This window comes from Thalassobaculum litoreum DSM 18839, from assembly GCF_900102465.1.
Classification (GTDB): Bacteria; Pseudomonadota; Alphaproteobacteria; order Thalassobaculales; family Thalassobaculaceae; genus Thalassobaculum; species Thalassobaculum litoreum.
The window spans coordinates 62,434-86,790 of record NZ_FNBW01000017.1 but is presented as its reverse complement, the minus strand read 5'-3'; the positions used below and the strand labels follow the sequence as shown (position 1 = coordinate 86,790).

Annotated in this window: 22 protein-coding genes; 12 read left to right on the top strand and 10 right to left on the bottom strand. The window is 68.5% G+C overall.

Annotated features, from left to right (window positions below; translation table 11 throughout):
* Positions 1–58 precede the first annotated feature (58 nt).
* Positions 59–3,703 carry a bifunctional proline dehydrogenase/L-glutamate gamma-semialdehyde dehydrogenase PutA gene (putA, locus tag BLS34_RS21860; RefSeq protein WP_093153848.1) on the bottom strand — a complete coding sequence of 1,215 codons (3,645 nt, stop codon included), beginning with the start codon at positions 3,701–3,703 and terminating at the stop codon, positions 59–61.
* Positions 3,704–3,792: 89 nt separating this feature from the next.
* Here putA and BLS34_RS21855 point away from each other — a divergent pair, with 89 nt between their 5' ends.
* Positions 3,793–4,242, top strand: a complete 450-nt coding sequence (locus tag BLS34_RS21855; protein WP_028792575.1) for a DNA polymerase III subunit chi — start codon at positions 3,793–3,795, stop codon at positions 4,240–4,242.
* Between the two features lie 139 nt (positions 4,243–4,381).
* On the top strand, positions 4,382–4,804 hold the full coding sequence (ndk, locus tag BLS34_RS21850; protein ID WP_093153846.1) for a nucleoside-diphosphate kinase: 423 nt from the start codon (positions 4,382–4,384) through the stop codon (positions 4,802–4,804).
* Between the two features lie 85 nt (positions 4,805–4,889).
* Here ndk and BLS34_RS21845 read toward each other — a convergent pair whose 3' ends face one another.
* The 4 genes from BLS34_RS21845 to purM all read right to left on the bottom strand — a co-directional run bounded on the left by BLS34_RS21845 (position 4,890) and on the right by purM (position 7,558).
* Positions 4,890–5,024, bottom strand: coding sequence for an aa3-type cytochrome c oxidase subunit IV (locus tag BLS34_RS21845; RefSeq protein ID WP_084618582.1), 135 nt, complete (start codon positions 5,022–5,024; stop codon positions 4,890–4,892).
* A 99-nt stretch (positions 5,025–5,123) separates the two neighbouring features.
* Entirely contained in the window at positions 5,124–5,738 is a 615-nt protein-coding gene (locus tag BLS34_RS21840) for a HupE/UreJ family protein (protein WP_093153843.1), read from the bottom strand.
* Positions 5,739–5,828: 90 nt separating this feature from the next.
* A complete protein-coding gene (purN, locus tag BLS34_RS21835; protein WP_093153841.1) occupies positions 5,829–6,437 on the bottom strand; it encodes a phosphoribosylglycinamide formyltransferase in 609 nt (202 codons plus the stop codon).
* Positions 6,437–7,558, bottom strand: coding sequence for a phosphoribosylformylglycinamidine cyclo-ligase (purM, locus tag BLS34_RS21830; protein ID WP_425441465.1), 1,122 nt, complete (start codon positions 7,556–7,558; stop codon positions 6,437–6,439). Before purM ends, purN begins: the two co-directional genes overlap by 1 nt.
* A gap of 124 nt (positions 7,559–7,682) precedes the next feature.
* On the opposite strand from purM, the gene BLS34_RS21825 reads away from it, so the two are divergent.
* The 6 genes from BLS34_RS21825 (at position 7,683) to BLS34_RS26270 (ending at position 15,538) form a co-directional block, all read left to right on the top strand.
* Positions 7,683–8,990 (top strand): DUF2066 domain-containing protein, encoded by a 1,308-nt coding sequence (locus BLS34_RS21825; RefSeq protein ID WP_175474339.1) that lies wholly within the window; start codon positions 7,683–7,685, stop codon positions 8,988–8,990.
* Positions 8,991–8,995: 5 nt separating this feature from the next.
* Positions 8,996–10,096, top strand: coding sequence for an AI-2E family transporter (locus BLS34_RS21820; RefSeq protein ID WP_028792570.1), 1,101 nt, complete (start codon positions 8,996–8,998; stop codon positions 10,094–10,096).
* The gene (locus BLS34_RS21815) at positions 10,080–10,856 is read left to right on the top strand and encodes a P-loop NTPase family protein (protein WP_093153836.1); all 777 of its coding nucleotides are present in this window, start codon (positions 10,080–10,082) and stop codon (positions 10,854–10,856) included. The genes BLS34_RS21820 and BLS34_RS21815 overlap by 17 nt, the downstream gene beginning before the upstream one ends.
* A gap of 39 nt (positions 10,857–10,895) precedes the next feature.
* Positions 10,896–11,675, top strand: a complete 780-nt coding sequence (locus BLS34_RS21810) for an SDR family oxidoreductase (protein ID WP_028792568.1) — start codon at positions 10,896–10,898, stop codon at positions 11,673–11,675.
* Between the two features lie 167 nt (positions 11,676–11,842).
* On the top strand, positions 11,843–13,987 hold the full coding sequence (locus BLS34_RS21805) for an RNA degradosome polyphosphate kinase (protein ID WP_245702129.1): 2,145 nt from the start codon (positions 11,843–11,845) through the stop codon (positions 13,985–13,987).
* A 21-nt stretch (positions 13,988–14,008) separates the two neighbouring features.
* Positions 14,009–15,538 (top strand): Ppx/GppA phosphatase family protein, encoded by a 1,530-nt coding sequence (locus tag BLS34_RS26270; protein WP_215906192.1) that lies wholly within the window; start codon positions 14,009–14,011, stop codon positions 15,536–15,538.
* Positions 15,539–15,555: 17 nt separating this feature from the next.
* On the opposite strand, the gene rnd is transcribed toward BLS34_RS26270, so the two are convergent.
* On the bottom strand, positions 15,556–16,716 hold the full coding sequence (gene rnd / locus BLS34_RS21795) for a ribonuclease D (RefSeq protein WP_093153832.1): 1,161 nt from the start codon (positions 16,714–16,716) through the stop codon (positions 15,556–15,558).
* 206 nt (positions 16,717–16,922) lie between these two features.
* Between rnd and BLS34_RS21790 the strand changes: the two genes are divergently transcribed.
* Complete coding sequence (locus BLS34_RS21790; protein WP_028792565.1) at positions 16,923–17,861, top strand: SPOR domain-containing protein; 939 nt, start codon at positions 16,923–16,925, stop codon at positions 17,859–17,861.
* Between the two features lie 132 nt (positions 17,862–17,993).
* Here the strand turns inward: BLS34_RS21790 and BLS34_RS21785 are convergent, their stop codons facing one another.
* A complete protein-coding gene (locus tag BLS34_RS21785; RefSeq protein ID WP_175474337.1) occupies positions 17,994–18,698 on the bottom strand; it encodes a GGDEF domain-containing protein in 705 nt (234 codons plus the stop codon).
* A 246-nt stretch (positions 18,699–18,944) separates the two neighbouring features.
* Between BLS34_RS21785 and BLS34_RS21780 the strand changes: the two genes are divergently transcribed.
* The gene (locus BLS34_RS21780; protein ID WP_169400800.1) at positions 18,945–19,772 is read left to right on the top strand and encodes an EipB family protein; all 828 of its coding nucleotides are present in this window, start codon (positions 18,945–18,947) and stop codon (positions 19,770–19,772) included.
* Positions 19,773–19,814: 42 nt separating this feature from the next.
* Here BLS34_RS21780 and BLS34_RS21775 read toward each other — a convergent pair whose 3' ends face one another.
* Both BLS34_RS21775 and BLS34_RS21770 read right to left on the bottom strand, forming a co-directional pair.
* The gene (locus BLS34_RS21775) at positions 19,815–21,131 is read right to left on the bottom strand and encodes a DNA polymerase IV (protein ID WP_093153827.1); all 1,317 of its coding nucleotides are present in this window, start codon (positions 21,129–21,131) and stop codon (positions 19,815–19,817) included.
* A gap of 7 nt (positions 21,132–21,138) precedes the next feature.
* On the bottom strand, positions 21,139–22,095 hold the full coding sequence (locus BLS34_RS21770; RefSeq protein WP_245702122.1) for an ROK family protein: 957 nt from the start codon (positions 22,093–22,095) through the stop codon (positions 21,139–21,141).
* 123 nt (positions 22,096–22,218) lie between these two features.
* Between BLS34_RS21770 and BLS34_RS21765 the strand changes: the two genes are divergently transcribed.
* On the top strand, positions 22,219–22,632 hold the full coding sequence (locus BLS34_RS21765; protein WP_051243410.1) for a response regulator: 414 nt from the start codon (positions 22,219–22,221) through the stop codon (positions 22,630–22,632).
* A 6-nt stretch (positions 22,633–22,638) separates the two neighbouring features.
* Positions 22,639–24,042 (top strand): PleD family two-component system response regulator, encoded by a 1,404-nt coding sequence (locus BLS34_RS21760; RefSeq protein WP_028792560.1) that lies wholly within the window; start codon positions 22,639–22,641, stop codon positions 24,040–24,042.
* 137 nt (positions 24,043–24,179) lie between these two features.
* Here the strand turns inward: BLS34_RS21760 and rpmG are convergent, their stop codons facing one another.
* Entirely contained in the window at positions 24,180–24,347 is a 168-nt protein-coding gene (rpmG, locus tag BLS34_RS21755) for a 50S ribosomal protein L33 (protein ID WP_028792559.1), read from the bottom strand.
* Positions 24,348–24,357 lie beyond the last annotated feature (10 nt).

Genomic DNA, 24,357 nt, shown 5'->3' with positions numbered 1-24,357 from the left:
TCGTCATCCCGGCTGTGCCCGGACTTGATCCGGCGCTCACCGGGATGACGGCTGGGGGTCAAGCAGGCCCGCTCGCCGCCAGCAGGGAGGCGTTGCCGCCCGCCGCCGTGGTGTCGATGCAGAGATGCCGCTCCAGCACGTAGCGCTCCGGGTCGATGCGGTCGGTGATCGGGATCAGCAGCGGCCCGGCGCGCTTCGCCAGCGCCTGGGCGATCGGCCGGACGTCCTCGCGGGTGCCGGCATAAGCCACGCCGTCGATCCCGGCGATCTCGGACAGGGCGCCGATCTCCACCGTGCCCTCGGCCACGATCAGCGCCGGGGCCAGATCCTTCAACTCGGCCAGGGCCGCCTCCGCGCCGGGGGCGACCACCACCGCCCGATTGCCGGTGGCCAGCGCCTGGATCGCCTGGTCCCGCGCCACCTCCGCGCTGGGGCCGAGGCACAGGATCACGCCGCGCGGGTGCACGCTGAACCGATTGCTCTCGCCGGTCGGCCCCGGCAGTTCCAGCACCTGGTCGGCGATGTCGGCGGCGGCGCTGAGTGCGGGAGAGCCGGACGACAGCGCCCGACCGACCGCGCGCAGGGTCGACCGTCCCCGGGCTGAGGACACCAGCCGCGACAGGGCGGCGGCGTCGACGAACCCGGCCGGTGCCTGTCCCGGCTCCGGCGTCTCGCCCGCCGTGCGGAAGCGCGACAGATAGTGCGGACCGCCGGCCTTGGGTCCGGTCCCCGACAGCCCTTCGCCGCCGAACGGCTGGGAGCCGACGATGGCGCCGATCTGGTTGCGGTTGACGTAGAGATTGCCGACCTCGGCCCGGTCGACCACCTGCTGCACCCGGCTGTCCACCCGGGTATGCAGTCCGAAGGTCAGGCCGTAGCCCTTGGCGTTGACCCGCCCGACCACGCCGTCGATGTCGTCCGGCGCAAAGGTCGCCACATGCAGGACCGGGCCGAAGATCTCGCGCTCAAGCTCCTCGATGCCCGACACCTCGATCACCGTCGGCGGCACGAAGGTGCCCTTGGCCGGGGTCTTCAGCCGCTTCAGCACCTTGCCGGCCTGCTCCATGGCCATGCAGTGCGCCTCGATGCCGGCACGGGCCTCTTCGTCGATCACCGGGCCGACATCGGTTGAGAGCAGGCGCGGGTCGCCCAGCCGCAGCTCGTCCATGGCGCCGAACAGCATCTCCAGCAGCCGGTCCTTGACCTCCTGTTGAACGAAGAGGCAGCGCAGGGCGGAGCAGCGCTGGCCGGCGCTCTGGAAGGACGAGGCGATGATGTCGCGCACCGCCTGTTCCGGCAGGGCGGTGCTGTCGACGATCATGGCGTTCAGCCCGCCGGTCTCGGCGATCAGCGGCGCGTCGGCGGCACCGGTCTCGGCCATGGCCTGCTGGATGCGCCGGGCGGTGTCGGTGGAGCCGGTGAAGCACACGCCGTCGATCCGCGGGTCGCCGACCAGGGCGCCACCGACCTTGGCGCCGTCGCCGGGCAGGAGCTGGATCACGTCGTCGGGCAGTCCGGCCTCGTGCATCAGCGCCACGGCGCGGGCGGCGAGCAGCGCGGTCTGCTCGGCCGGCTTGGCGATGACGGTGTTGCCCGATACGAGCGCGGCGGTGATCTGGCCGGTGAAGATCGCCAGCGGGAAGTTCCAGGGCGAGATGCACACGAAGGTGCCGCACCCTTTCTCGGCATCGCCGAAGCGGCGGGTTTCGGCGGCGTAGTAGCGGCAGAAATCCACCGCCTCGCGCACCTCGCCGATGGCGTCCAGCAGGGTCTTGCCGGCCTCGCGCGCCAGGATGACGAAGAGTTCCGGCGCGTTCGCCTCGTAGAGATCGGCCACGGCTTCGATGAGGCTCGCCCGCTCGGCGGCGGGGCGGTTGCGCCAGGTCTCCTGGGCGGCCCTGGCGCGCAGGATGGCGTCCTCCACCTCCTGCTCGTCCGCGTCCACGACCCGGCCGACCAGGTCGTCCGGATCGGCCGGGTTGATCACCTCGGCACCGGGCCGGTCGCCGCCATGGGTCGGGGCGGCCTGCCAGGTGGTCTTGGCGAAGGGCGCGCGGGCCTCGTCCAGGGCGACGAGATCGACCGGATCGGTCTGGTCCCATCCCTTGGCGTTGCGCCGCTCGCCGCCGTAGATGTTTGCCGGTGCCGGGATATGCGGATTGGCGGATCCGGCCTGTGGGAACGGGTCGGCGGCGACCCGTTCGGCCGGCACGCTGGCATCGACGATCTGGTTCACGAAGGACGAGTTGGCGCCGTTCTCCAGTAGCCGGCGGACCAGATAGGCCAGCAGGTCCTGGTGCTTGCCGACCGGCGCGTAGATCCGGCAGCGGGTGCCGTATTCCTGCTTCACCGTGCCGTGCAGCGACTCGCCCATACCATGCAGGCGCTGGAACTCGAAGCTGTCCCGGTCCTCACCGGCCATGTGCAGGATGGCGGCGGCGGTATGGGCGTTGTGGCTGGCGAACTGCGGGTAGATCCGGTCGGTCATTCCCAGCAGCAGCCGGGCGCAGGCGATGTAGGAGACGTCGGTATTGGCCTTCTGGGTGAACACCGGATAGCCGTCGAGGCCGAGGGTCTGGGCGCGCTTGATCTCGGTATCCCAGTAGGCACCCTTGACCAGCCGCACCATGATCCGCCGGTCCAGCCGCTCGGCCAGCTCATACAGCCAGCGCAGCATGAAATGGGCGCGGGGTCCGAAGGCCTGGACCACCACGCCGAAACCGTCCCAGCCCTCCAGCGCCTCGTCGCTCAGCACCGCCTCGATCACGTCGAGGGAGAGGTCGAGCCGGTCGGCCTCCTCGGCGTCGATGTTGAAGCCCATATTGGCGCTCTTCGCCAGCAGGGCGAGCGAGCGGCAGCGCGCGGTGAGCTGCGACATCACCCGCTGCTTCTGCGGCACCTCGTAGCGCGGGTGCAGGGCCGACAGCTTGACCGAGATACCCGGATTCTCGCGGATGTCCTTGGACTTGCAGGCGGGCGCGATGGCGGTGATGGCGTCGGAATAGGACAGGTGGTAGCGCCGGGCGTCGGCCTCGGTCCGGGCGGCCTCGCCCAGCATGTCGAAGGAGTAGGTGTAGCCGCGCTCCTCCATGCCGGCGCCGCGCTTCATCGCCTCCTCGATGGTGCGGCCGAGCACGAACTGGCGGCCGAGCTCGATCATCGCCTGGCCGGTGGCGGTGCGCACCACCGGCTCGCCGAGACGGCGCACGGCCCCGCGCAGGGCGGTGACCAGCCCCTGCTGCTCGCCCGGCCGCAGGACGGTGCCGGTCAGCATCAGCGCCCAGGTGGACGCGTTGACCAGGGAGGAGGAGGAATGGCCGAGATGCTGGCCCCATTCGCCGGGGACGATCTTGTCCTCGATCAGCGCGTCGATAGTCGGCGTGTCCGGCACCCGCAGCAGCGCCTCGGCCAGGCACATCAGCGCGATGCCCTCCTTGGTGGAGAGGCCGTATTCGGCGAGAAAACTCTCCATCGCGGTCGGCTCGGTCGAGCTGCGCACGCTTTCCACCAACCGGGCCGCATCCTTCGAGATCGCCGTCCGATCCGCCTCCGACAGGCCGGCGGCCTGTTTCAGGGCGGCGATCCGCGCGCTCTCCTCGGCCAGGGTCGCCGCGCGGATCTCGGCGCGCAGATCCGCGTTCGCATGGGTAGCGGTGGCATTGGGGGCGCTGGAATGGCTATGCTCGGCCGACGGTGCGGTCATTGCCTTCTCCGATCTGGGGTGTTGGAAACCTACACGCTGGAGGGGCGGTCCGTCATCGCTTGTGACACCTGTTCGGAGCGCGCCGCGCCGTGACCGAGATCGGCTTCTACCATCTGACCGCGACGGCCATGGACCGGGCCCTGCCGAAGCTGCTGGAGCGGACGCTGGAGGCCGGCGAGCGCGCCGTGGTGCGGCTTGCCTCCGAGGAACGGGTGCAGGCGCTGAACGCCCATCTCTGGGTCTATGAGGAGAAGTCCTGGCTGCCCCACGGCTGCCGCAAGGACGGCGAGGCGGAGCTGCAGCCGGTCTGGCTGACCGAGCGCGAGGAGAACCCGAACGGCGCCACCTTCCTGTTCCTGGCCGAAGGAATGGAGGCGTCGGACCTGGACAGCTTCAAGCGGGTGTTCGACCTGTTCGACGGCCGCGACGACCAGGCGGTGGCCGCCGCGAGGGCGCGCTGGAAGACGGCGCGCGAGGCCGGTCACACGCTCACCTACTGGCGCCAGAAGGACAATGGCGGCTGGGAGAAGGCCGGGTAGGGGCCTCCGCTTGCGAGGAATCGCCGGCGACGCTTGCCGCTGTCCCGCCGCGTCGCTATAAGGCCCGCGCCATTACAGGACATCCGGGCGCTGTGCCCGAGCCACATATCCCGCAAACAAGACAACGGAAGAGAGAGCCATGGCCCTCGAGCGCACCTTCTCCATCATCAAGCCGGACGCCACCGAGCGGAACCTGACCGGCGCCGTCAACGCCAAGATCGAAGAGGCGGGCCTGCGCATCGTCGCCCAGAAGCGGATCCAGATGACCCGCGGCCAGGCAGAGACCTTCTACGCCGTCCACAAGGAGCGTCCGTTCTTCGGCGAACTGGTCGACTTCATGATCTCCGCGCCGGTCGTCGTCCAGGTGCTGGAAGGCGAGAACGCCATCACGAAGTATCGCGACGTCATGGGCGCGACCAACCCGGAGCAGGCCGCCGAGGGCACGATCCGCAAGGCCTTCGCCAAGTCGATCGGCGAGAACTCGGTGCACGGCTCCGACGCGGCCGAGACCGCGGCGATGGAGATCGCCCAGTTCTTCAGCGGCAACGAAATCGTCGGCTGATCGCGTCGGCTGATCGCGGCCCGACGCCGAAACGAAAAGGGCCGGTCCTCAGGACCGGCCCTTTTTTCATGCGCGGGATCTGGTTTCAGACGACGAAGATCGCCAGCAGGACCAGCAGGACCGCAATGGCGACCCCGTTCCACAGCGTGAAGTTCATGAAGCCTTCCCAGAACGCCTTCCGCTCGCGGGTCAGTTCAGCGAATTGATCGTTACCGGCCATGCTCCAAATTCCTCCAAGGCGCAGGTTCGTCCATCTGACGGGGTTATACGGGAACGGGGCGCGCGGGAAAAGTCTCTTGGCGCCCGATTGAGTCTCCGCTCAGAGCATCGTTCCGACCATGCCGGCGCCGAACGCGGCGATGGTGATGCCGGTCAGATGCACCGCATTCGCCCCCATGGTCGCGAAGCGTTGACACAGCAGCCGGGCGCCGAACAGGCCGCAGCCATGCAGCAGGGCCGTCGCCAGCACGAACCCGGCGCCGTATTCGGCGGCCGAGAGGCTCGGGGCCATCTCGGTGCCGTGGGCATGGCCGTGGAACACCGCGAAGCCCGCCGCCAGGGCGACGGCGGCGGCTTCCGGGATCGACCGGCCGAAGGTCGTGGCCAGGCCGAGCACGACGACCGACGCGCCGATCCCCAATTCGACCATCGGCACCGGCAGGCCCAGCGATCCGGCGGCGGCGCCGAGCATCATCATGGCGAGGAAGGCGCAGGGCACGCTCCACATCGCGCGCCCGCCGACCACGGCGGCCATGGTGCCGACGGCGATCATCGTCAGCATGTGGTCGACGCCGGTCATGGGATGCAGGAATCCGATGGCGAAACTCGCCACGAGGCCGATGCCGGCATGGGCTAGGGCCGGGGTCGCGAGGGCACCGAGCGCAGTGACGGTCAGGACCGCGACAGCCAGGGCGGCGACGGGGAGCGAGCGCATGGGAAAGTCCCTCCAGAATGACGATGGAGGAAGTCTAGACCGGTGATTTGCGATGCAACAAGACGTCGGGCGCGGTATCCGGCGTCGGCGTCAGCCGGTGAGCGCGCGCCGTCCCTCGATGCGCACGGCGCCGCCGGCCAGGAGCGCCAGTCCCTTGGGATAGATCCGGTGTTCCTGCTCGAGAATCCGCGCCGACAGCGCGGCTTCGTCGTCGCTGTCCAGCACCGGAACGGTGGCCTGCTCGAGAATCGGGCCGTCGTCCAGGTCCGGGGTGACCAGATGCACGGTACAGCCGGCCACCTTCACGCCCGCCTCCAGCGCCTGGCGCTGCGGGTGCAGGCCCTTGAAGCTGGGCAGCAGGGAGGGATGGATGTTCAGCATCCGACCGGCCCAGCCCTCCACGAATCCGCGCGACAGGATCCGCATGAAGCCGGCGAGGCAGACGATCTCGCAGCCCGCCGCGCGCAGGGCCGCGTCCATCGCCGCATCGAAGCTCTCGCGGTCAGGATACGCCTTGTGGTCGAACACCTGGGTGGCGATCCCGGCCTTGGCGGCCCGCTGCAGGCCGAAGGCGTCAGCCTTGTTGGAGACGACCAGGGCGATCTCGGCCGGATACGCGGGGTCGGAGGCGGCGTCGATCAGCGCCTGCAGGTTGCTGCCGCTCCCCGAGATCAGCACGCCGACGCGTTTGCGGGCCATCACGCCAGCCAGGTCTGGTCGAGACCGTCGAACACCACCGCGTCGCCGGTACGCGTCTCGATCCGGCCGACCCGAACGGGCGTCTCGCCATGGTCGGACAGGGCAGTCTCGACGGCCTCCACGGCATCCGCCCGCACCACCACCAGCATGCCGAGGCCGCAGTTGAAGGTACGCAGCATCTCGCGTCCCTCGATGCCGCCCGCCTTGGCGAGCCACGGGAACACGGCCGGCGGCGTCCAACTCGTCAGGTCCAGCCGCAGGGCCAGAGCGTCGCCATAGACCCGGGGCGGGTTCTCCACCAGACCGCCGCCGGTGACATGGACGAAGCCGTGCACCGCGTCGGTCTGCAGCGCCGCGAGGCAGGCCTTCACATAGATCCGGGTCGGGGCCAGCAGCGCCTCGGCCACGGTCTTGCCGGGCTCGAACGGAGCCGGCGCGTCCCAGGCGAGGCCGGCGCGCTCCACCACCCGGCGCACCAGGGAATAGCCGTTTGAATGCACGCCGGAGGAGGCGAGGCCGAGCACGATGTCGCCTTCGCCCACCTTGTCGCGCTCCAGCACCCGGTCGCGCTCGACCGCACCGACGGAGAAGCCGGCGAGATCGTAATCGCCTTCGGAATACATGCCCGGCATCTCGGCGGTCTCGCCGCCGATCAGCCCGCATCCGGCCTGGCGGCAACCCTCGGCGATGCCGGCGACCACGTCGCGGGCGACGGCCACCTCCAGCTTGCCGGTGGCGTAGTAGTCCAGGAACATCAGCGGCTCGGCGCCCTGGACCACCAGGTCGTTGACGCACATGGCGACCAGGTCGATGCCGACGGTGTCGTGCTTGCCGGATTCCAGCGCCACCCGCAGCTTGGTGCCCACGCCGTCGGTGGCCGCCACCAGGATCGGGTCGGAGAAACCGGCCGCCTTCAGGTCGAACAGCCCGCCGAAACCGCCGAGATCGGCGTTCGCCCCCGGCCGCCTAGTTGAGGCGGCAAGCGGCTTGATCGCCTCCACCAGGGCGTCGCCCGCGTCGATATCGACGCCCGCGTCCCGATAGGTGAGGGGGGTGTTCGCGCCACCGGTGCCGGGGCCCTTTGAGTAACTGTCGCTAGGGGCGGTTATGGTGTCCTCCACCGCGCTGGGCTATAACTCCGGTCCGGTTGCCATTTACCTTCAGGATAAAGGGAACCTTTCGACGTGTTCGCGGGTTTATGCCGTGACGCTCATGCTCCCCGCAAGCGGCAAGTGGGAAGAAACCGTGCACCATCGATCCATCCTCATCGCCTCGCTCATGCTTCTGGCGGTGGCCTTCAGCGGCGCCGAGGCGTCGGCCCAGGAGATCTACACCGTGCGCGGCGTCCCGGTGGACGCCACCGCGGACAGCCCCTCGGCCGCCCGCGACAAGGCGGTGCGCGAAGGCCGCCGGCTGGCCTTCGAGCGGCTCATCGACCGGCTGGTGCCGAAGGGCTCGACCGGATCGGTGGGGCAGCAGTCCGACAATGAGCTGGCCAACCTGACCCTGGGCTTCGAGGTCGCCGACGAGCGCAGTTCGGCGGTGCGCTACGTCGCCAAGATGACCTTCGCCTTCGATCCGGGCCGGGTGCGCAATTTCCTGATGCAGACCGGCGTCCCCTTCGCCGAGACCCGCAGCCTGCCGGTGCTGGTGATCCCGGTGCTCGACGGCAGCAACGGCACGATGCTGTGGGAGGAGGGCAACCCCTTCCGCGCCGCGTGGAGCCGGGCGTCGATCGAGGCCGGGCTCGTGCCGGTGGTCGTACCGTATGCCGATATCGCCGACGTGCGCGAACTGACCACCGCTCAGGCCACCGCCGGCGACGAGGCGGCGCTGGCCAACATCGCCGAGCGCTACGGGGCCCGCGATGCGGCCGTGGTCGTGGCCGAGCCGCGCTCCGACGGGGCGCTGAACCTGTCGGTGCGCCGGATCGGAGCGTCGGGCTCGGGTACCACGATGACCGATACGGTGTCGGCCGATGGCGGCGGCGGGACGGCCTACGACGCGGCGGTGCAACGCGCGGTCGCCATGCTCGAGGATGCCTGGAAGCGCGACAACCTGATCCAGGGCGGGCTTGAGTCCCGGGTGACGGTGACGGTGCCGATAGACAGCATGAAACGCTGGCTGGCGATCCGCGAGGCCCTGGAGAAGACGATCATCATCTCCCGGTTCGACGTGATCCAGCTCACCCGGGTCGAGGCGGTGGTCGATCTCTGGGTGAACGGCGGCGCCGAACAGCTCCGTGTCGCCCTGGAGCAGCAGAACCTGCGTCTGCTGCCGGGTGCCGGCGACTACATGCTGGTCCAGCGCGGCCAGGAGATCCCGACACCGCGCGAGAGCTACGGCACGCCCGCCCCCGGCGCCGCCCCGGCGGCACCTCCGGCTGCCGGCACAACAGCGCCGGGCACGACGGCTCCGGGCACCACGTCTCCGGGCACCACGTCTCCGGGCACGACGGCGCCGGTCGACACCGCGCCGCCGACCGGCGGGCCGGGCGGCTTCTCTCCAGCCCCGGGCAACGTGTCGCCGCTGCCGGCCCCGGCGGCCGGGTAACGGCCGTGACAAGACGCGAGCGCCAGATCTTCTGGCTCCTCTTCCTCGCCGGATTCCTGATCCTGATCTACGTGCTGCGCGACGTGCTGCTGCCGTTCGTCGCCGGCATGGCGGTCGCCTATCTGCTCGACCCGGTGGCCGACCGGCTGGAGCGCCTGAAGCTCAGCCGGACCCTGTCGACGACCATCGTCGTGCTGGCCTTCTTCATCATCACCATCGGTCTGATGCTGCTGCTGCTGCCGCTGCTGCAGACCCAGGTCGAGCAGTTCGCCAACGCGGTGCCGACCTATGTGGAGCTGATCCGCGAGCGGGTGGGCCCGAAGATCCAGGAACTGCTGAGCGGGTTCGACGAGGAATCGGCAGTGAACAAGCTGCCGGATATCGCCGGCAATGCGCTGACCTGGGTCGGCAATATCTTCGGCAAGCTGTTGAGCGGCGGCGCCTGGCTGGCGAATGTCCTGTCCATCCTGGTGATTACGCCGATCGTCTCGTTCTACCTGCTGCGCGACTGGGACAAGATGGTGGCCACCATCGACGGCTGGCTGCCGCGCGAGCAGGCGCCGACGATCCGCACGCAGATGGGCGCCATCGACCGCACGCTCGCCGCCTTCGTGCGCGGGCAGGGGACGGTCTGCCTGATCCTGGGGGTGTTCTACGCCATCGGCCTGTCCCTGGCGGGGCTGAACTTCGGTCTGGTGATCGGGCTGTTCGCCGGGCTGGTCTCCTTCGTGCCCTTCGTCGGCTCGACCCTGGGCGCCATCCTCAGTGTCGGTCTCGCCGCCGCCCAGTTCGACTCGTGGCAGCCGGTGGCCATCATCGCCGGGATCTTCCTGGCCGGCCAGCTCATCGAGGGCAATTTCCTGACCCCGAATCTGGTCGGCGATGCGGTCGGCCTGCATCCGGTCTGGGTGATCTTCGCCCTGCTGGCGGGCGGCGCGCTGTTCGGTTTCCTGGGCGTGCTGCTGGCGGTGCCGGTGGCGGCGGTGATTGGCGTCTTGACGCGGTTCGCGCTGGAGCACTATCTCGCCAGCCCGTTGCATCTTCACGGCATACCGCCGCCCGACGATGCCCCGAACCGCGCCGAGTTCGATGACCACAAGCACTGACGCAGCCAACCGACGACAGCTCGCCCTCGATCTCGGCTTCCGGCCGGCGCTCGGCCGGGCCGACTTTCTGGTCGGCGCCTCCAACGCCGAGGCGGCCGCCTGGATCGACTGCTGGCCGGACTGGCCGGAACCGGCGCGCGGGCTGGCCATCGTCGGTCCGGCCGGGGCCGGCAAGAGCCACCTGGCCGCGGTCTGGCAGGCCGCGAGCGGGGCGGCGCTGATCGACGCGCCGGACCTGACCCCGCGGACGGTGCCGGACGCCCTGGGCGAGGCGCGCAACGCCGTGGTCGACCGGGTCGATGGCGGGATCGACGAGCCGGCCCTGTTCCATCTGTTCAATATGGTGGTTGAGCGGAGCGGCTCCCTCGTTATCCTGTCGCGCACTCCTCCGGCCAGGCTGGAGATAACCCTTCCCGACCTGGCGTCCAGGCTGGCGACCCTGCCGGTCGCGACCATCGGACTGCCGGACGAAGCGCTGTTGGCGGGCGTGCTCGCCAAGCATTTCGCCGACCGTCAGGTCCTGGTGCGCGATGACGTCATCGCCTATCTGGTGAACCGGATGGAGCGGTCCTTCGACGCCGCCGAGCGTCTGGCCGACCGGATGGACCGGGCAGCCCTGGAGGGGGACGGGAAGATTTCGATGCGCGTCGCGCGTCTGGCCATGGCCGACGAGGACGTGTCGCAAGAGGACATGCCTCACGAGGACATGCCTCACGAGGATAGGTCGCGCGAGAGCGCGGCGGACGACGACGGGCAGTAACGCCAACGGTGAAGACCGAACAGGAGAGGAGACTTACGCATGGATCTGGGTATCAAGGGCCGCAAGGCCATCGTCTGCGCCGCCAGCAAGGGCTTGGGCAAGGCCTGCGCGATGAAGCTGGCGGAAGCCGGCGTGGAACTGGTGATCAACTCCCGCACCAAGGAGGCCATCGAGGCCACCGCGACGGAGATCACCAAGGCCACCGGGGTCAAGGTGGTCGCGGTCGCCTGCGACATCACCACGCCCGAGGGCCGCAAGGAGGTCCTGGAGGTTGCCGGCAACGTTGACATCCTGGTCAACAACGCGGGCGGCCCGCCGCCGGGCAATTTCCGCGACTGGGGCATCGACGACTGGCAGAAGGCGGTGAACGCCAACATGCTGACCCCGATCGAGCTGATCAAGGCGACCGTCGACGGCATGATCGATCGCAAGTTCGGCCGCATCGTCAACATCACCTCGGGGGCGGTGAAGGCGCCGATTTCCTATCTCGGCCTGTCCAACGGCGCCCGCGCCGGTCTGACCGGCTTCGTCGCCGGCGTGGCCCGCGAGACCGTGCGTCACAACGTGACGATCAACGGCCTGCTGCCGGGTCCGTTCGCCACCGACCGCCTATACGGCAACCTGCGTCTGCAGGCCGAGAAGGCGGGCCGCACCTTCGAGGACTACGCCGCCGAGCAGGCCTCGAAGAACCCGGCCGGCCGCTTCGGCGAACCCGACGAGTTCGGGGCGACCTGCGCCTTCATGTGCAGCGTTCACGCCGGCTTCATGACCGGCCAGAACATCCTGCTCGATGGCGGCTCGTTCCCTGGTACTCTCTGAGCGCTGACCGGAAAGCCGTCCGGTGTCATGCTCCTGTCACACGGGACGCGTACATCGGACGGCACCCGCTGCTTCCAGCGGCGGGACCAGCGAGGAGAGCCGACGTGAGCGAGCAGGCCAGCCACAGCGAAAGTCCCCGTAAGCCGGCGGCGAAGCGCAACCGGACCGTGGTCAAACCGGAGGCCGACGAGGGACCGGCGATCACCCTCGACAGCCCCGAGCGGCTGATCAACCGGGAGCTTTCCTGGCTGTCCTTCAACACGCGGGTGATGGAGGAATCCCTCAACACCCGCAACCCGCCGCTGGAGCGTCTGCGGTTCGTCGCGATCTCCGCCTCCAACCTCGACGAATTCTACATGGTCCGCGTGGCCGGCCTGAAGGGCATGGTCAACGCCGGCATCACCTCGCCCAGCGAAGACGGCCTCAGCCCGGCGCAGCAGCTCGCGGAGATCACCCGCGAGGTCGCCATCCTGATGAGCGACCAGCAGACCTGCATGAAGCGTCTGCGCGAGGAGCTGAAGGCGGTGGACTTCCACCTCGTGGACATCGCCGAGCTGACCGAGGACGACCGCGAGTTCCTGCGCGCCCATTACAGCGAGCACGTCTTCCCGGTGCTCACCCCGCTGGCCATCGATCCGGCCCATCCGTTCCCGTTCATCCCCAACAAGGGCCTGTGCCTGGCCCTGACCCTGCGCGGCACCGGCGGGGCCTCCGACATGCAGGGTCTGGTGCCGCTGCCGTCCCAGGTCGGCCGCTTCGTGCGGCTGCCCGGCGACACCATCCGCTTCATCGCCATCGAGCAGGCGATCCTGCTGAACGTCGACCGGCTGTTCCCGAAATACGAGGTCACCGGCCAGGGCGTGTTCCGGGTCATCCGCGACAGCGAGATGGAGATCGACGAAGAGGCCGAGGATCTGGTGCTGTCCTTCGAGACGGCGCTGAAGGCGCGGCGGCGCGGCAACGTGATCCGACTGGCGGTCGACCACGCCATGCCCGAAGAGCTGAAGGCGATGGTCATCAGCGAGCTGAACGTGGCCGAGGAGGACGTCTTCGCCCTGGAGGCGATGGTCGGGCTGGCGGACCTCTCCCAGCTCATCACCTCCGAGCGGCCCGACCTGTTGTGGCCGACGTTCAACGCCCGGTTCCCCGAGCGTATCCGGGATTTCGCCGGCGACTGTTTTGCCGCGATCCGGGCCAAGGACATCGTCGTCCACCACCCCTATGAGAGCTTCGACGTCGTCGTGCAGTTCCTGCGCCAGGCGGCCTCCGACCCGTCGGTCATCGCCATCAAGCAGACCCTGTACCGGACCTCCAAGGACAGCCCGATCGTCAAGGCGCTGATCGAGGCGGCGGAGGCCGGCAAGACCGTCACCGCCATGGTCGAGATCAAGGCGCGGTTCGACGAGGAGGCGAATATCCGGCTGTCGCGCGATCTGGAGCGGGCAGGGGTGCAGGTGGTCTACGGCTTCGTCCACCTGAAGACCCATGCCAAGGTCTCGCTGGTGGTGCGGCGCGAGGGCAACTCCCTGCGCAACTACGTGCATTTCGGCACCGGCAACTACCATCCGATCACCGCGAAGATCTATACCGACCTGTCGTTCTTCACCTGCGACCCCGCCCTGTGCCGGGACGCCGCGCGGATGTTCAACTACATGACCGGCTACGCCCTGCCGGAGGAGATGGAGAAGCTGGCGATCTCGCCGCTGACCCTGCACAAGACGGTCATCGAGGGCATCGCCCAGGAGATCGCGCACGCCAAGGCCGGCCGGCCGGCGGCGATCTGGGCGAAGATGAACAGCCTGGTCGACCCGATCCTGATCGACGAGCTGTACAAGGCGAGCGAGGCCGGCGTGCAGATCGACCTGGTGATCCGCGGCATCTGCTGCCTGCGGCCGGGGGTGAAGGGGCTGTCGGAGAACATCCGCGTGCGCTCCATCGTCGGCCGGTTCCTGGAGCACTCCCGCATCGTGGTGTTCGGCAGCGGGTCGAAGTTGCCGTCGGACGATGCGAAGGTGTACATCTCCTCGGCCGACTGGATGCCGCGCAACCTGTACCGACGGGTGGAGCATCTGGTCCCGATCGAGAACCCGACCGTCCACCGGCAGATCCTGGATCAGATCATGGTCGCCAACCTCAAGGACCAGACCAACAGCTGGATCCTGCGCAGTTCCGGGCGCTTCGAGCGGCTGGCCGGCGGCGCGGACGATTTCTCGGCGCATACCTATTTCATGACGAACCCGAGCCTGTCCGGACGGGGCAGCGCGCTGCGGCGCGGCGGTGGTCCTAAGACCATCGGCGGATCGTCCCTCTGAGCCCTAGGCGCGAGTGAAACGCTGACCACCGAGACTTCCGACACACGCTCGAAGAGGGCCCGGCGCGACCACCGCATCGGCGTCCTCGATATCGGCTCCAATTCGATCCGCCTCGTCGTCTACGACCACGAGGGGCTTTCCCCGATCCCGGTATTCAACGAGAAGGCCCTGTGCGGACTTGGCCGGGGGCTGGACGAGACCGGGGCGCTCTCGGTCGAGGCCATGGGCTCGGCCCTGACCAACCTGCAGCGCTTCGCCTCGATCGCCGGGGCCATGCGGGTGGGCCGGGTCGACGTGCTGGCCACCTCGGCCGTGCGCGACGCCTCCAATGGCCCGGACTTCGTCGCCGAGATCGAGCGGCGCACCGGCTACACGGTGCAGATCATCGGCGGCGACGAGGAGGCGCGGCTGTCCGCGCTGGGGGTGGTCAGCGGCTTTCCGGACGCCGATGGCGTGGTCGGCGATCTGGGGGGCGGCAGCCTGGAGCTGATCGACGTGGCCGACCAGCAGCTCGGCGCCCATACCACGATGCCGGTCGGCCCGCTGCGCATCGGCGAGGTGGAGCCGAGCAAGCGTCGCAAGATGGAGGCGCTGGTCGACGGCTATCTCGACGGCGCGCCCTGGCTCGTCAACCTGGAGGGGCGCACCCTCTATGCGGTCGGCGGCGCCTGGCGCAGCGTGGCCAAGGCGCATATGGCAGCCGTCAACTATCCGATCGAGGTGATCCACGGCTATACGATCGACCGGGCGACCCTGAGCGATTTCCTGTCGACCCTGGCGCTCCAGTCGAAGAAATCGATCCGCGCGACCCCGGGCGTGTCGCGGCGGCGGGCCGATACCATGGCGACGGCTGCCCTGGTGCTGCAGCGGGTGCTGGGCCGGGGCAAGCCGGACCGGGTGGTGTTCTCCGCCTTCGGGCTGCGCGAGGGCTGCATCTTCGACCGGCTGCCGGCGGAGGAGCGCCATCAGGATCCGCTGCTGGTCGCCGCCGTCTCCATCGCCCGGGAGACCAACCGTTTCGCGCCGCCGGCGGAGACCGTGTTCAACTGGCTGAAACCGCTCTTCGGCGATTTCGCCCGGCGCGACGAGCGGCTGGTGCGGGCCCTGTGCATGCTGAGCGACATGGCCTGGGCCGAGCATCCCAGTTACCGCGGCGAGCACGCCTTCCTGCGGATCTCGCGGCTGCCGGTGGCGGGGCTCGACCATGCCGACCGGGTGTTCCTCGGCCTCGGCATGCTGGCGCGCTACAGCGGGCATGTGCAGCTGGAGGCGGCCCGCAAGGTGGAAGGACTGCTGGATCCGGAGCGTCGGCAGTTGGCGGTTCAGGTCGGCCTGGCCCTGCGCCTTGGCCTGACCTTGTCGGGCGGCGCCACGGCGTTGCTGCGGCGCACCCGTATCGAGTCCCGGGACGACGGCTTCGCCCTCACCGTGGCGCCGGAGGCGGTGGTGCTCATGGGCGAGGTGGTCGAGCGGCGGGTGCAGTCGCTGTCCGATGCTTTGCAGCGCCCGGTGGTGCTCAGCGTGCGGCCGGGCCGCAACGGCAAGCGCTGACGCAGAGACGCCGGGATCTATCCGGGAACCTCGATCAGCGCCAGCCGGTCCTTTTCCGGATCGAAGGCGAAGGCAAGCTTGCCGTGCTTGACCGCGAGTGCGGCGTCGCCGAACACCTCGCGCCGCCAGCCCTTCATCGCCGGCACGTCGGCATTGTCGTCGGTGGCGATGGCGTCCAGGTCGTCGGCGCTGGCCACCAGCTTCGGGGCGACGTCATGGGCGTCGCACTGCACCTTGAGCAGCACGCGCAGCAGTTCGGCTACCGGCTGGCGGCCCTGCGGCTTCTCGCGCTGGTCGGTCACCTTCGGCCAGGTCTCCTTCGGCGACTCCAGCGCGGCATTGACCGCCTCCAGGATCGCCCGGCCGGTCTTGCCGCTGGCGGATTCCCGGTTGAACGAGCGCGAGCGCGACAGCTCTTCGGCCGAGGTCGGGGCCTGGGCGGCGATGTCCACCAGCGCGTCGTCCCGCAGCACGCGGCTGCGCGGGATGTCCCGGGTCTGCGCCTCGACCTCGCGCCAGGCCGACAGGGCCCGCAGCACGGCAAGGAACTTCGGCTTCGTGGAGCGGGTCTTCAGCCGCTTCCAGGACTCTTCAGGCTCGGTGACGTAGGTGGCGACGTCGGTCAGGACCGCCATCTCCTCGTCCAGCCATGCGGAGCGTTTGGTCTTCGCCAGACGCTTGGCCAGGCGCTCGTAGCAGGGGCGCAGATGGATCACGTCTGCCAGCGCATAGTCGATCTGGTGCTGCGACAGCGGCCGGTGGCTCCAGTCGGTGAAGCGCGAGGTCTTGTCGATGTTCACCCCGGTCATGGCGCGCACCAGCCGGTCGTAGCTGACCGCGTCGCCGAAGCCGCAGACCATGGCGGCGATCTGCGTGTCGAACATCGGCGCCGGCACCTGGCCGGTCATATGGACGAAGATCTCGATGTCCTGGCGGGCGGCGTGGAACACCTTGAGGACCGAGGGATCGGCCATCAGCTCGAACAGCGGCGTCAGGTCGATATCCGGGGCCAGGGTGTCGACCGCGACCACGTCCTGCTCGCCGGCGAGCTGTACCAGACAGAGTCTGGAGTAGTAGGTCTTGTCGCGCAGGAATTCGGTATCGATCGCGACGTAAGGCTCGGCCGCGATTCGCTGGCAAACGGCGGCGAGGGTTTCCGTGTCCGTGACGAGTGTCATGGCGGGTGGTAATACACGAGCCTTGCGGCGGCGCAAGAGTGCGCGCGACCGGGCGTCGAATCCATACCCCCGTTAGGGCTTCAGCCATACCGGTTCACACACCGCCTTATCAGCATCCAATTTTAGATAAACTGCGACAGTTGCACTCGCCGCTCCGATAGGTGAAGATTCTCACACTAAACACCTGGTGGGACGGGGGAATTCTCATGAAACGCATCATCGCTGTGGCTGCGATGCCATTGCTACTCGGCGGATGTCTGCCGATTCCGGTCACGATCGCGTCGACCGCGATCTCCGGAATCAGCTACATGAAGACGGGAAAGTTCTCGGCGGATCATGTGCTTTCCGCCTTCGTCGAGCAGGATTGCGAATTCAGCCGGCCGATCATGGGCGAGGCGATCTGCCACGACATCGACCCCGCCAGCGCCGCCGCCTCCGAGCGCGTGGTGGTCGCCGCCTATCCGGGCGACCGCGACAATGGCAGTTTCCGCTCGAACAACGATCCCGTGATCAGCCTCGGCGCCATGAAGATCGATGGCGTGCAGGAAGAGCCGACGGTGGTGGCCGCCGCGCTGTCGGTGAGCCCGCCGCCGCGTGCGCCGATCGAGACCCCGGGTCTCGCCAAACCGGAAGCCTCGTCGCTCGCCGTGCTGGCCGCACCGAAATCGGCGGTTCCGGCCTCCATGCCGCCGGTGCCGATCGCCCGCCCCGCCTCGATCTCCTCGACCGTCGCTGCGCCGGCGACCTCGGTTTCGGCCCCGATCGACCCATGGACCCCGCCGGCCGGCTATACCCGGGGCGACCGCAGCGCCCGGGCCATGCCGGCCGCGCTGACCGCCGCGGCGCCTATTGACGCGCCCGTTGACGTTTTCGGTCAGGCGACCGCGTCGTCCGCGCCGCGATACATCGTCGTCGGTTCCGTGCGCGAGAGCGGCCGGGCCAAGGGTCTGGCAGAGCGGTTCGCCGACCGGAAGGCGGAAATTCAGTCGGTGGAGGTGGATGGCCATGTCTGGCACCGCGTCCTGATCGGCCCCTATGGGCTGCAGGAGGCGCGGGTGGCCAGGTCGGACCTGGGCGAGGTGGACGGCCAGCAGCCCTGGATCATCCGGCGCGCACCGCATGCCGATCAGGTGGCGATGCGCTGAGACGCGAACGACCGGGCCGCTGGAGACCCGGTCGATCCGCTTGACATCATGATTGAGGCAGGGCGGCGTTCGGCCGCCCTTTTTCGTGGATCGCCTTGGCCGGGCTTCGCCCGTGTTGTCGGGCCGGTGTCGTCAGGCCCGGCGCTCCGCCTTGCGCCGGTACATGATCTCGTCGGCGCGGTTCAGCACTTCGGCCGGCCGGTCCTGCGGCCGAAAGCTGACCGCGCCGACACTGGCGGAGACCGGCAGAACCAGTTCCCCCCAGCTCAGTCTCGTGGAATTCAGGCGCTTCTCCAGCCGCCGCGCCCGGGTCAGCCCGTCCTCGGCGTCCAGATCCGGCATCAGCACCGCGAACTCGTCGCCGCCCAGGCGGGCGACGGTGTCGCTGGCGCGCACGTCGCGGGTCAGGACGCCGGCCACCAGGCGCAGCAGCTCGTCGCCGGCGGCATGACCGTAGGTGTCGTTGACCGCCTTGAAACGGTCCAAGTCGATCATCAGGACGACGCCGCCATGCTGCTCGTCGGTCTCCTGGCTGTGGCGCTTCTGATGCGCCATCGACTTGCGCAGCTGCATGTCGAAACCGCGGCGGTTCATGGCCCCGGTCAGCTCGTCGGTGACGGAGAGGCTCTCCAGCTCGGCGATCCGCATCTGCTGACGCTCGATGCGCTTCTGCGCCTCGGTCATGGCGACCAGTGCCAGCTTCAGGGCCGCCGTCGTTTCCGTCGGGCTCAGCTCCTCGGCATCGTTGGCCGGATCGAGGGCGCCATTGAAACGGGCCAGCATGCCCGCCACTTCGGCGTACATCCGGGCGCTCGGCCCATCCAGGGGCGCGGTCATTAGGCTGGGATCGTGTGACATGGTCACCTCGCACGTTGGTCACCCCGGTCCATGCATCGGCCGTGCCATGTGCGGCGTTTCTGTCTGTCGCGTAAGAGTATGAAACCGTTTATGAATTTTTCGAGCGTTACCGAGAGGATCCTGCATTGGGAAAAACTTGCCGATGCGGTGGCGCGGACAGGGGCCATTTTTCCGCCCTGTTCGCCGTGTAATAGTCGGCGGAGAGTGAGCATGAAGGAGTGGCATATGTTGCACCGAGCCCGGGCCGCGGCTGTTGTTGCGGTTGCCGTGTTGGGCATGACGGCGGTCGTCGGACAGACGCACGCCAGTCCGGCGACCGCCGTTGAGATCCTGCCCCACCGCGCGCTGTACAAGGTGACGCTGGACAAGGCGGCATCCGGTTCGTCGATCGTCGATGTCCAGGGCCGCATGGGCTTCGAGTGGCGCGACGCCTGCGACGGCTGGGCCGTCGAGCAGCGCTATGCCATGGAGTTCTCCCGTGCCGACGGCGACGGCTCGGTGATCCAGTCGACCTATTCGACCTGGGAGTCCAAAGCCGGCGACATCTACCGCTTCTTCGTGAAGCGCGACCGTGGCGGCGGCGAGGAGCGGATCGAGGGCAAGGCGGTGATGCCGCTGCCGCTCGGGTCCGGGCCCGGCAAGGTCACCTTCGCCGAGCCGGAGTTGCAGGAGCTGAAGCTGCCGAAGGACACCCTGTTCCCGACCGAGCACACGATCCGGATGATCGCGGCCGCCACGTCGGGCAAGCGCTTCCTGCGGGCGCCGGTGTTCGACGGTGGCGAACCGGAGGCACCGTCCCTGATCTCCGCCGTGCTGGGCAAGGGCAAGGACGACGTCCTGCCGTCGATCAAGTCCGAGGCGGTGCAGGGGACCTACTATCCCTCGCGGCTGGCCTGGTTCGGCCCGGATAGCGAGGGCTCGGAACCCGATTTCGAGATGAGCATCGAGGTCCTGGCCAACGGCATCGCCCGGCTGATCCTGGTGCATTACTCGGACTTCTCGGTCCGCATGAGCCTGGAGGAGGTCGAGGCGCTGCCGGCGCCGGACTGCTGACGGTCCGGAGCGCGGACGGCTCGGATCGATGTGCTCCGAGCCTTAGAGTTCCTCGCCTTCCGGCATCTTGTCGGACGGCTGCTGACGGATCTTGCGGGCCTTCAGGCCGATCCCCTTGGTGATGGCCGCGTCGCCAAGCTTGGCCCGCACCGCGTCCATGGCGCCCTCCACCTTGCGTCTGGTCTCGAAGCCCGGATCGGCGAGATCCGCCGGGTCGGCCAGCCGCTCGCCGGCGAGATCGCTCACCCCCACCCCGATCAGCCGGAACCGCCGGCCGTCTGCCTGCTTTGACAGCAGCGCGTCGGCGGTGCGGTAGATCCGGTCGGCGAGCTGGGTCGGCGCCAGCAGGTGCTGCTGGCGGGTGACGATCTTGAAATCCTTGGTCTTCAGCTTCAGCGTGACCACCCCGCCGGCGATCGCCTTGCGCTTCAGCCGACCCGACACCTCCTCGCTCAGTCGCCAGAGATAGGGGCGCAGCGCGTCGATATCCGAGATGTCGGTGTCGAAGGTGGTCTCGTTCGACACGCTTTTGACCACCGACCCTGGCTCGATGCGCCGGTCGTCACGGCCGTGGGAGAACCGGGCGAGGCGCTGGCCGATGCTGCCGTAGCGGCGCATCAGGTCGGTCTCCTCCATCGGCTGGAGGTCGCCGATGGTGCGGATGCCGTCATCGATCAGCTTGCGCTGCAGCGTCTTGCCGACGCCCCACAGGATCGATACCGGCTGGTCGGCCAGGAACGATAGCGCCTCGCCCTGGCCGATCACGTGGAAACCGCGAGGCTTGTCCAGGTCGGAGGAGACCTTGGCCAGGAATTTGTTGAAGCTGAGCCCGATGGAGACGGTGACGCGGACCTCCTCCTCCACCCGCTTGGCGAGGCGGGCGAGGGTCTCCGCCGGCGGCGCGCGGTGCAGCCGCTCGGTGCCGCCGAGGTCCATGAACGCCTCGTCGATCGACAAGGGCTCCACCTGCGGTGTGATGGCCCGCATCATCTCGCGGATCTCGCCGCCGACGGCCGCGTATTTCTTCATGTCCGGCTTGATCACCACCGCATGGGGACAGGCATCCAACGCCTTGAACATCGGCATGGCCGAGCGCACGCCGTAGATCCGGGCGACATAGCAGGCGGCCGAGACCACCCCGCGGTGCCGGCCGCCGACGATCACCGGCTTGTCGAGCAGGGAGGGGTCGTCGCGCTTCTCCACGCTGGCGTAGAAGGCGTCGCAGTCCAGATGGGCGATGCTCAGCGATCGCAGCTCCGGATGGGACAGCACCCGGGCCGAGCCGCAGGACGGGCAGCGCGTGGGCGTGCCGGCGCTCCAGGTGAAGCATTCCCGGCACAGAGTTTCGCCAGCCGCCATCGTCCGCTCACTCCGTTCCTGCCGGAGGCTCGGCGGGTTCTTCGGACTGCCACAGCGAGGCCGCCCCGCGCACGCCGCTGCTGTCGCCATGGACCGGCGGCACGATCCGGGTGTCGAGCCGGTCGGTGAACACATGGGCCGGCAGAAGCTGTGGCAGGCGCTCGTACAGCATCGCCACCCGCGACAGGCCGCCTCCGAGCACGACGACGTCCGGGTCGAGGATGTTGATGACCCCGGCCAGCCCGCGGGCCAGCCGGTCGGCATAGCGGGCCATATGGGTCACTGCGGCTGGATCGCCCGCCTCGGCCGCCTCGGCGATCTGCGCGGCGGTCAGGCCGGGGCCGCCACTCTCGGCGAAGCGCCGGGCCATGCCCGGGCCGGACAGGAAGGTCTCCAGGCATCCATGGCGCCCGCAGTAACAGGCCGGACCGGGCCGTTCATCGTCCAGCGGGGCGGGCAGGGGATTGTGCCCCCATTCGCCGGTGACCCCCATGGGACCGTCGACCACCCGTCCGTGGATGGCCAGGCCGCCGCCGACGCCGGTGCCCAGGATCACGCCGAAGGCGATGGCCGCGCCCCGTCCCGCGCCGTCGGTCGCCTCGGACACGGCGAAGCAGTTGGCGTCGTTCTGCACCCGCACCGGCCGCTGCATGGCTTGCGACAGGTCGCGGTCCAGGGGCTTGCCGTTCAGCCAGGTGGAATTGGCGTTCTTCACCACGCCGCTGGCCCGCGACAGGCTGCCGGGAATGCCGACGCCGACCGTGCCCCGGGCGCCGAGCTCCGATTCCAGGGCGCGCACCAGATCCGCGGCCCCCCGCACGGTGCCGGGGTAGTCGCCCTGGGTGGTCGGGACCCGCCGGCGGAGCAGTTCGCGGCCGTCCTCGGCCAGCGCGATCGCCTCGGTCTTCGTACCGCCGAGGTCGACGCCTATGCGCAGGTGGCACTGGATCGGCTTTTGGTGCAAAACTGCCTCATCCGTGATAAGCCCGTCGGAGATGGAATCGGGTTGCAGGGCTTGATATTATCTCTATCCGGCTCGTCAAAACGGGTCGAGTGTATCCCAGAACGGATCAAGGTGGATGAGGGCATGACCTCGGTCGAGACACAGAACGGAAACTCGGGACCGGCATCGTCCACGCCGAAGACCGTCCTCATTGTCGAGGACAATGAGCTCAACATGAAGCTCTTCCATGATCTGCTCGAGGCTCATGGGTACGACATCATCTGCACGCGGGACGGGATGGACGCCCTGCGTCTTGCGCGCGACAAGCGTCCCGATCTGATCCTCATGGACATCCAGCTGCCCGAGGTCTCGGGCCTGGAAGTGACCAAGTGGATCAAGGAGGACGATCGCCTGAAGTCGATTCCGGTGATCGCCGTGACCGCTTTCGCCATGAAGGGTGACGAGGAGAAGATCCGGGAAGGCGGATGCGAGGCGTATATCGCCAAGCCGATCTCGGTCGGGCACTTCCTGGATACCGTAAAAAAGTTCCTGGGATAGAGCGCCATGCCGGGCCGCGTCCTCGTCGTTGACGATGTGCTGCCGAACGTCAAGCTGCTCGAAGCGAAGCTGACGGCGGAGTATTTCGACGTCCTTTCGGCCTATAACGGCCCAGAGGCGCTCGAGATGATCGAGCGCGAGATCCCCGACATCGTCCTTCTGGACGTCATGATGCCGGGGATGGACGGGTTCGAGGTGTGCCGCCGGATCAAGGCCGATCCGCGCACCACCCACCTGCCGGTGGTCATGGTCACCGCCCTGTCCGACGTGTCGGACCGGGTGCGGGGGATCGAGGCCGGCGCCGACGACTTCCTGACCAAGCCGGTGGTGGATGCCGCCCTGTTCGCCCGGGTGCGCTCGCTGCTGCGGCTGAAGATGATGATGGACGAGTGGCGTCTGCGGGTGGAGACCTCGTCCCAGCTCGGGATGCAGGAACCCCGGGCGATGACCGAGATCGACGTCACCAAGGCCCGGGTCCTGACCATCGAGGACAACCGCATCGACGCCATGAACCTGCGCGAGAGCCTGGCCGTGGACGGCGACACGGTGGAGCAGGCGGCCGACGGCGCCACCGGCTTCGCCCGCGCTTCGGCCGCCGAGTTCGACCTGGTGATCTGCAGCCTGAACCTGGCCGGCGACGACGCCCTGCGCTTGGTCTCCCAGTTCCGTGCCGCCGAGGCGACCCGGCACATCCCCATCCTGATGGTCGGCGAGGAGGACCAGACCGAGAAACTGGCCAAGGCGCTGGATCTCGGGGTGAACGACTACCTGATGAAGCCGATCGACCGGAACGAGATGCTGGCGCGCGTGCGCACGCAGATCCGCCGGCGCCGCTATCAGGAGCGGATGCGCGAGACCTACGAGCAGAGTCTCGCCCTGGCGCTCACCGACAGCCTGACGGGCCTGTATAACCGACGCTACCTGCTGACCCATCTGGGCCGGCTGATGAACGACACCGCCGAGCGCCAGAAGCCGCTGGCCCTGCTGGTGATCGACGTGGACCACTTCAAGCTGGTGAACGACACCTACGGCCACGGGGCGGGCGACCGGGTGCTGCAGCACATCACCGAGCTGATGCGCAGCAGCGTGCGCAATGTCGATCTCGTGTCGCGCCTCGGCGGCGAGGAATTCGTCGTGGTGATGCCGGACACGCCGGAGCCCTTCGCCATGGTCGTGGCCGAGCGGCTGCGCGACGTGATCGCCTCGACACCGCTGCGGCTGGACGACGGGCGCGAGCTGGGCGTGACCATCAGCATCGGCTGCGCCCTCAGGAATTCCGTGGGCGAGGACAGCATCGACAAGCTTATCGGCCGGGCGGACGATGCCCTGTACCAGGCCAAGCGCCAGGGCCGCGACCGGGTGGTGCTGGCCACGGACGAGTCGGCGGCAAACGTCACCGCGGTGAGCTGACCGACGAGACCGGCCCGGGCCGTCCGCCGCAACACAGTCTCTCCGCGCAGCACCGTCCTCCTGAACAGAACGGCTCAGCACAAAACAAAAGGGCCGCCCACCGGGCGACCCTCGGGGTCGTCAGCCTGTGGCCAGGATCACTTGATCTTGGCTTCCTTGAACAGGACGTGCTTGCGCGCGACCGGGTCGTACTTGCGCAGCTCGAGCTTCTCGGTCTTGGTGCGCGGGTTCTTCTTGGTCACGTAGAAGTACCCAGTCTCGGCGGTGCTGACCATCTTGATCAGAACGGTCGCGGGCTTCGCCATCTTTCATCTC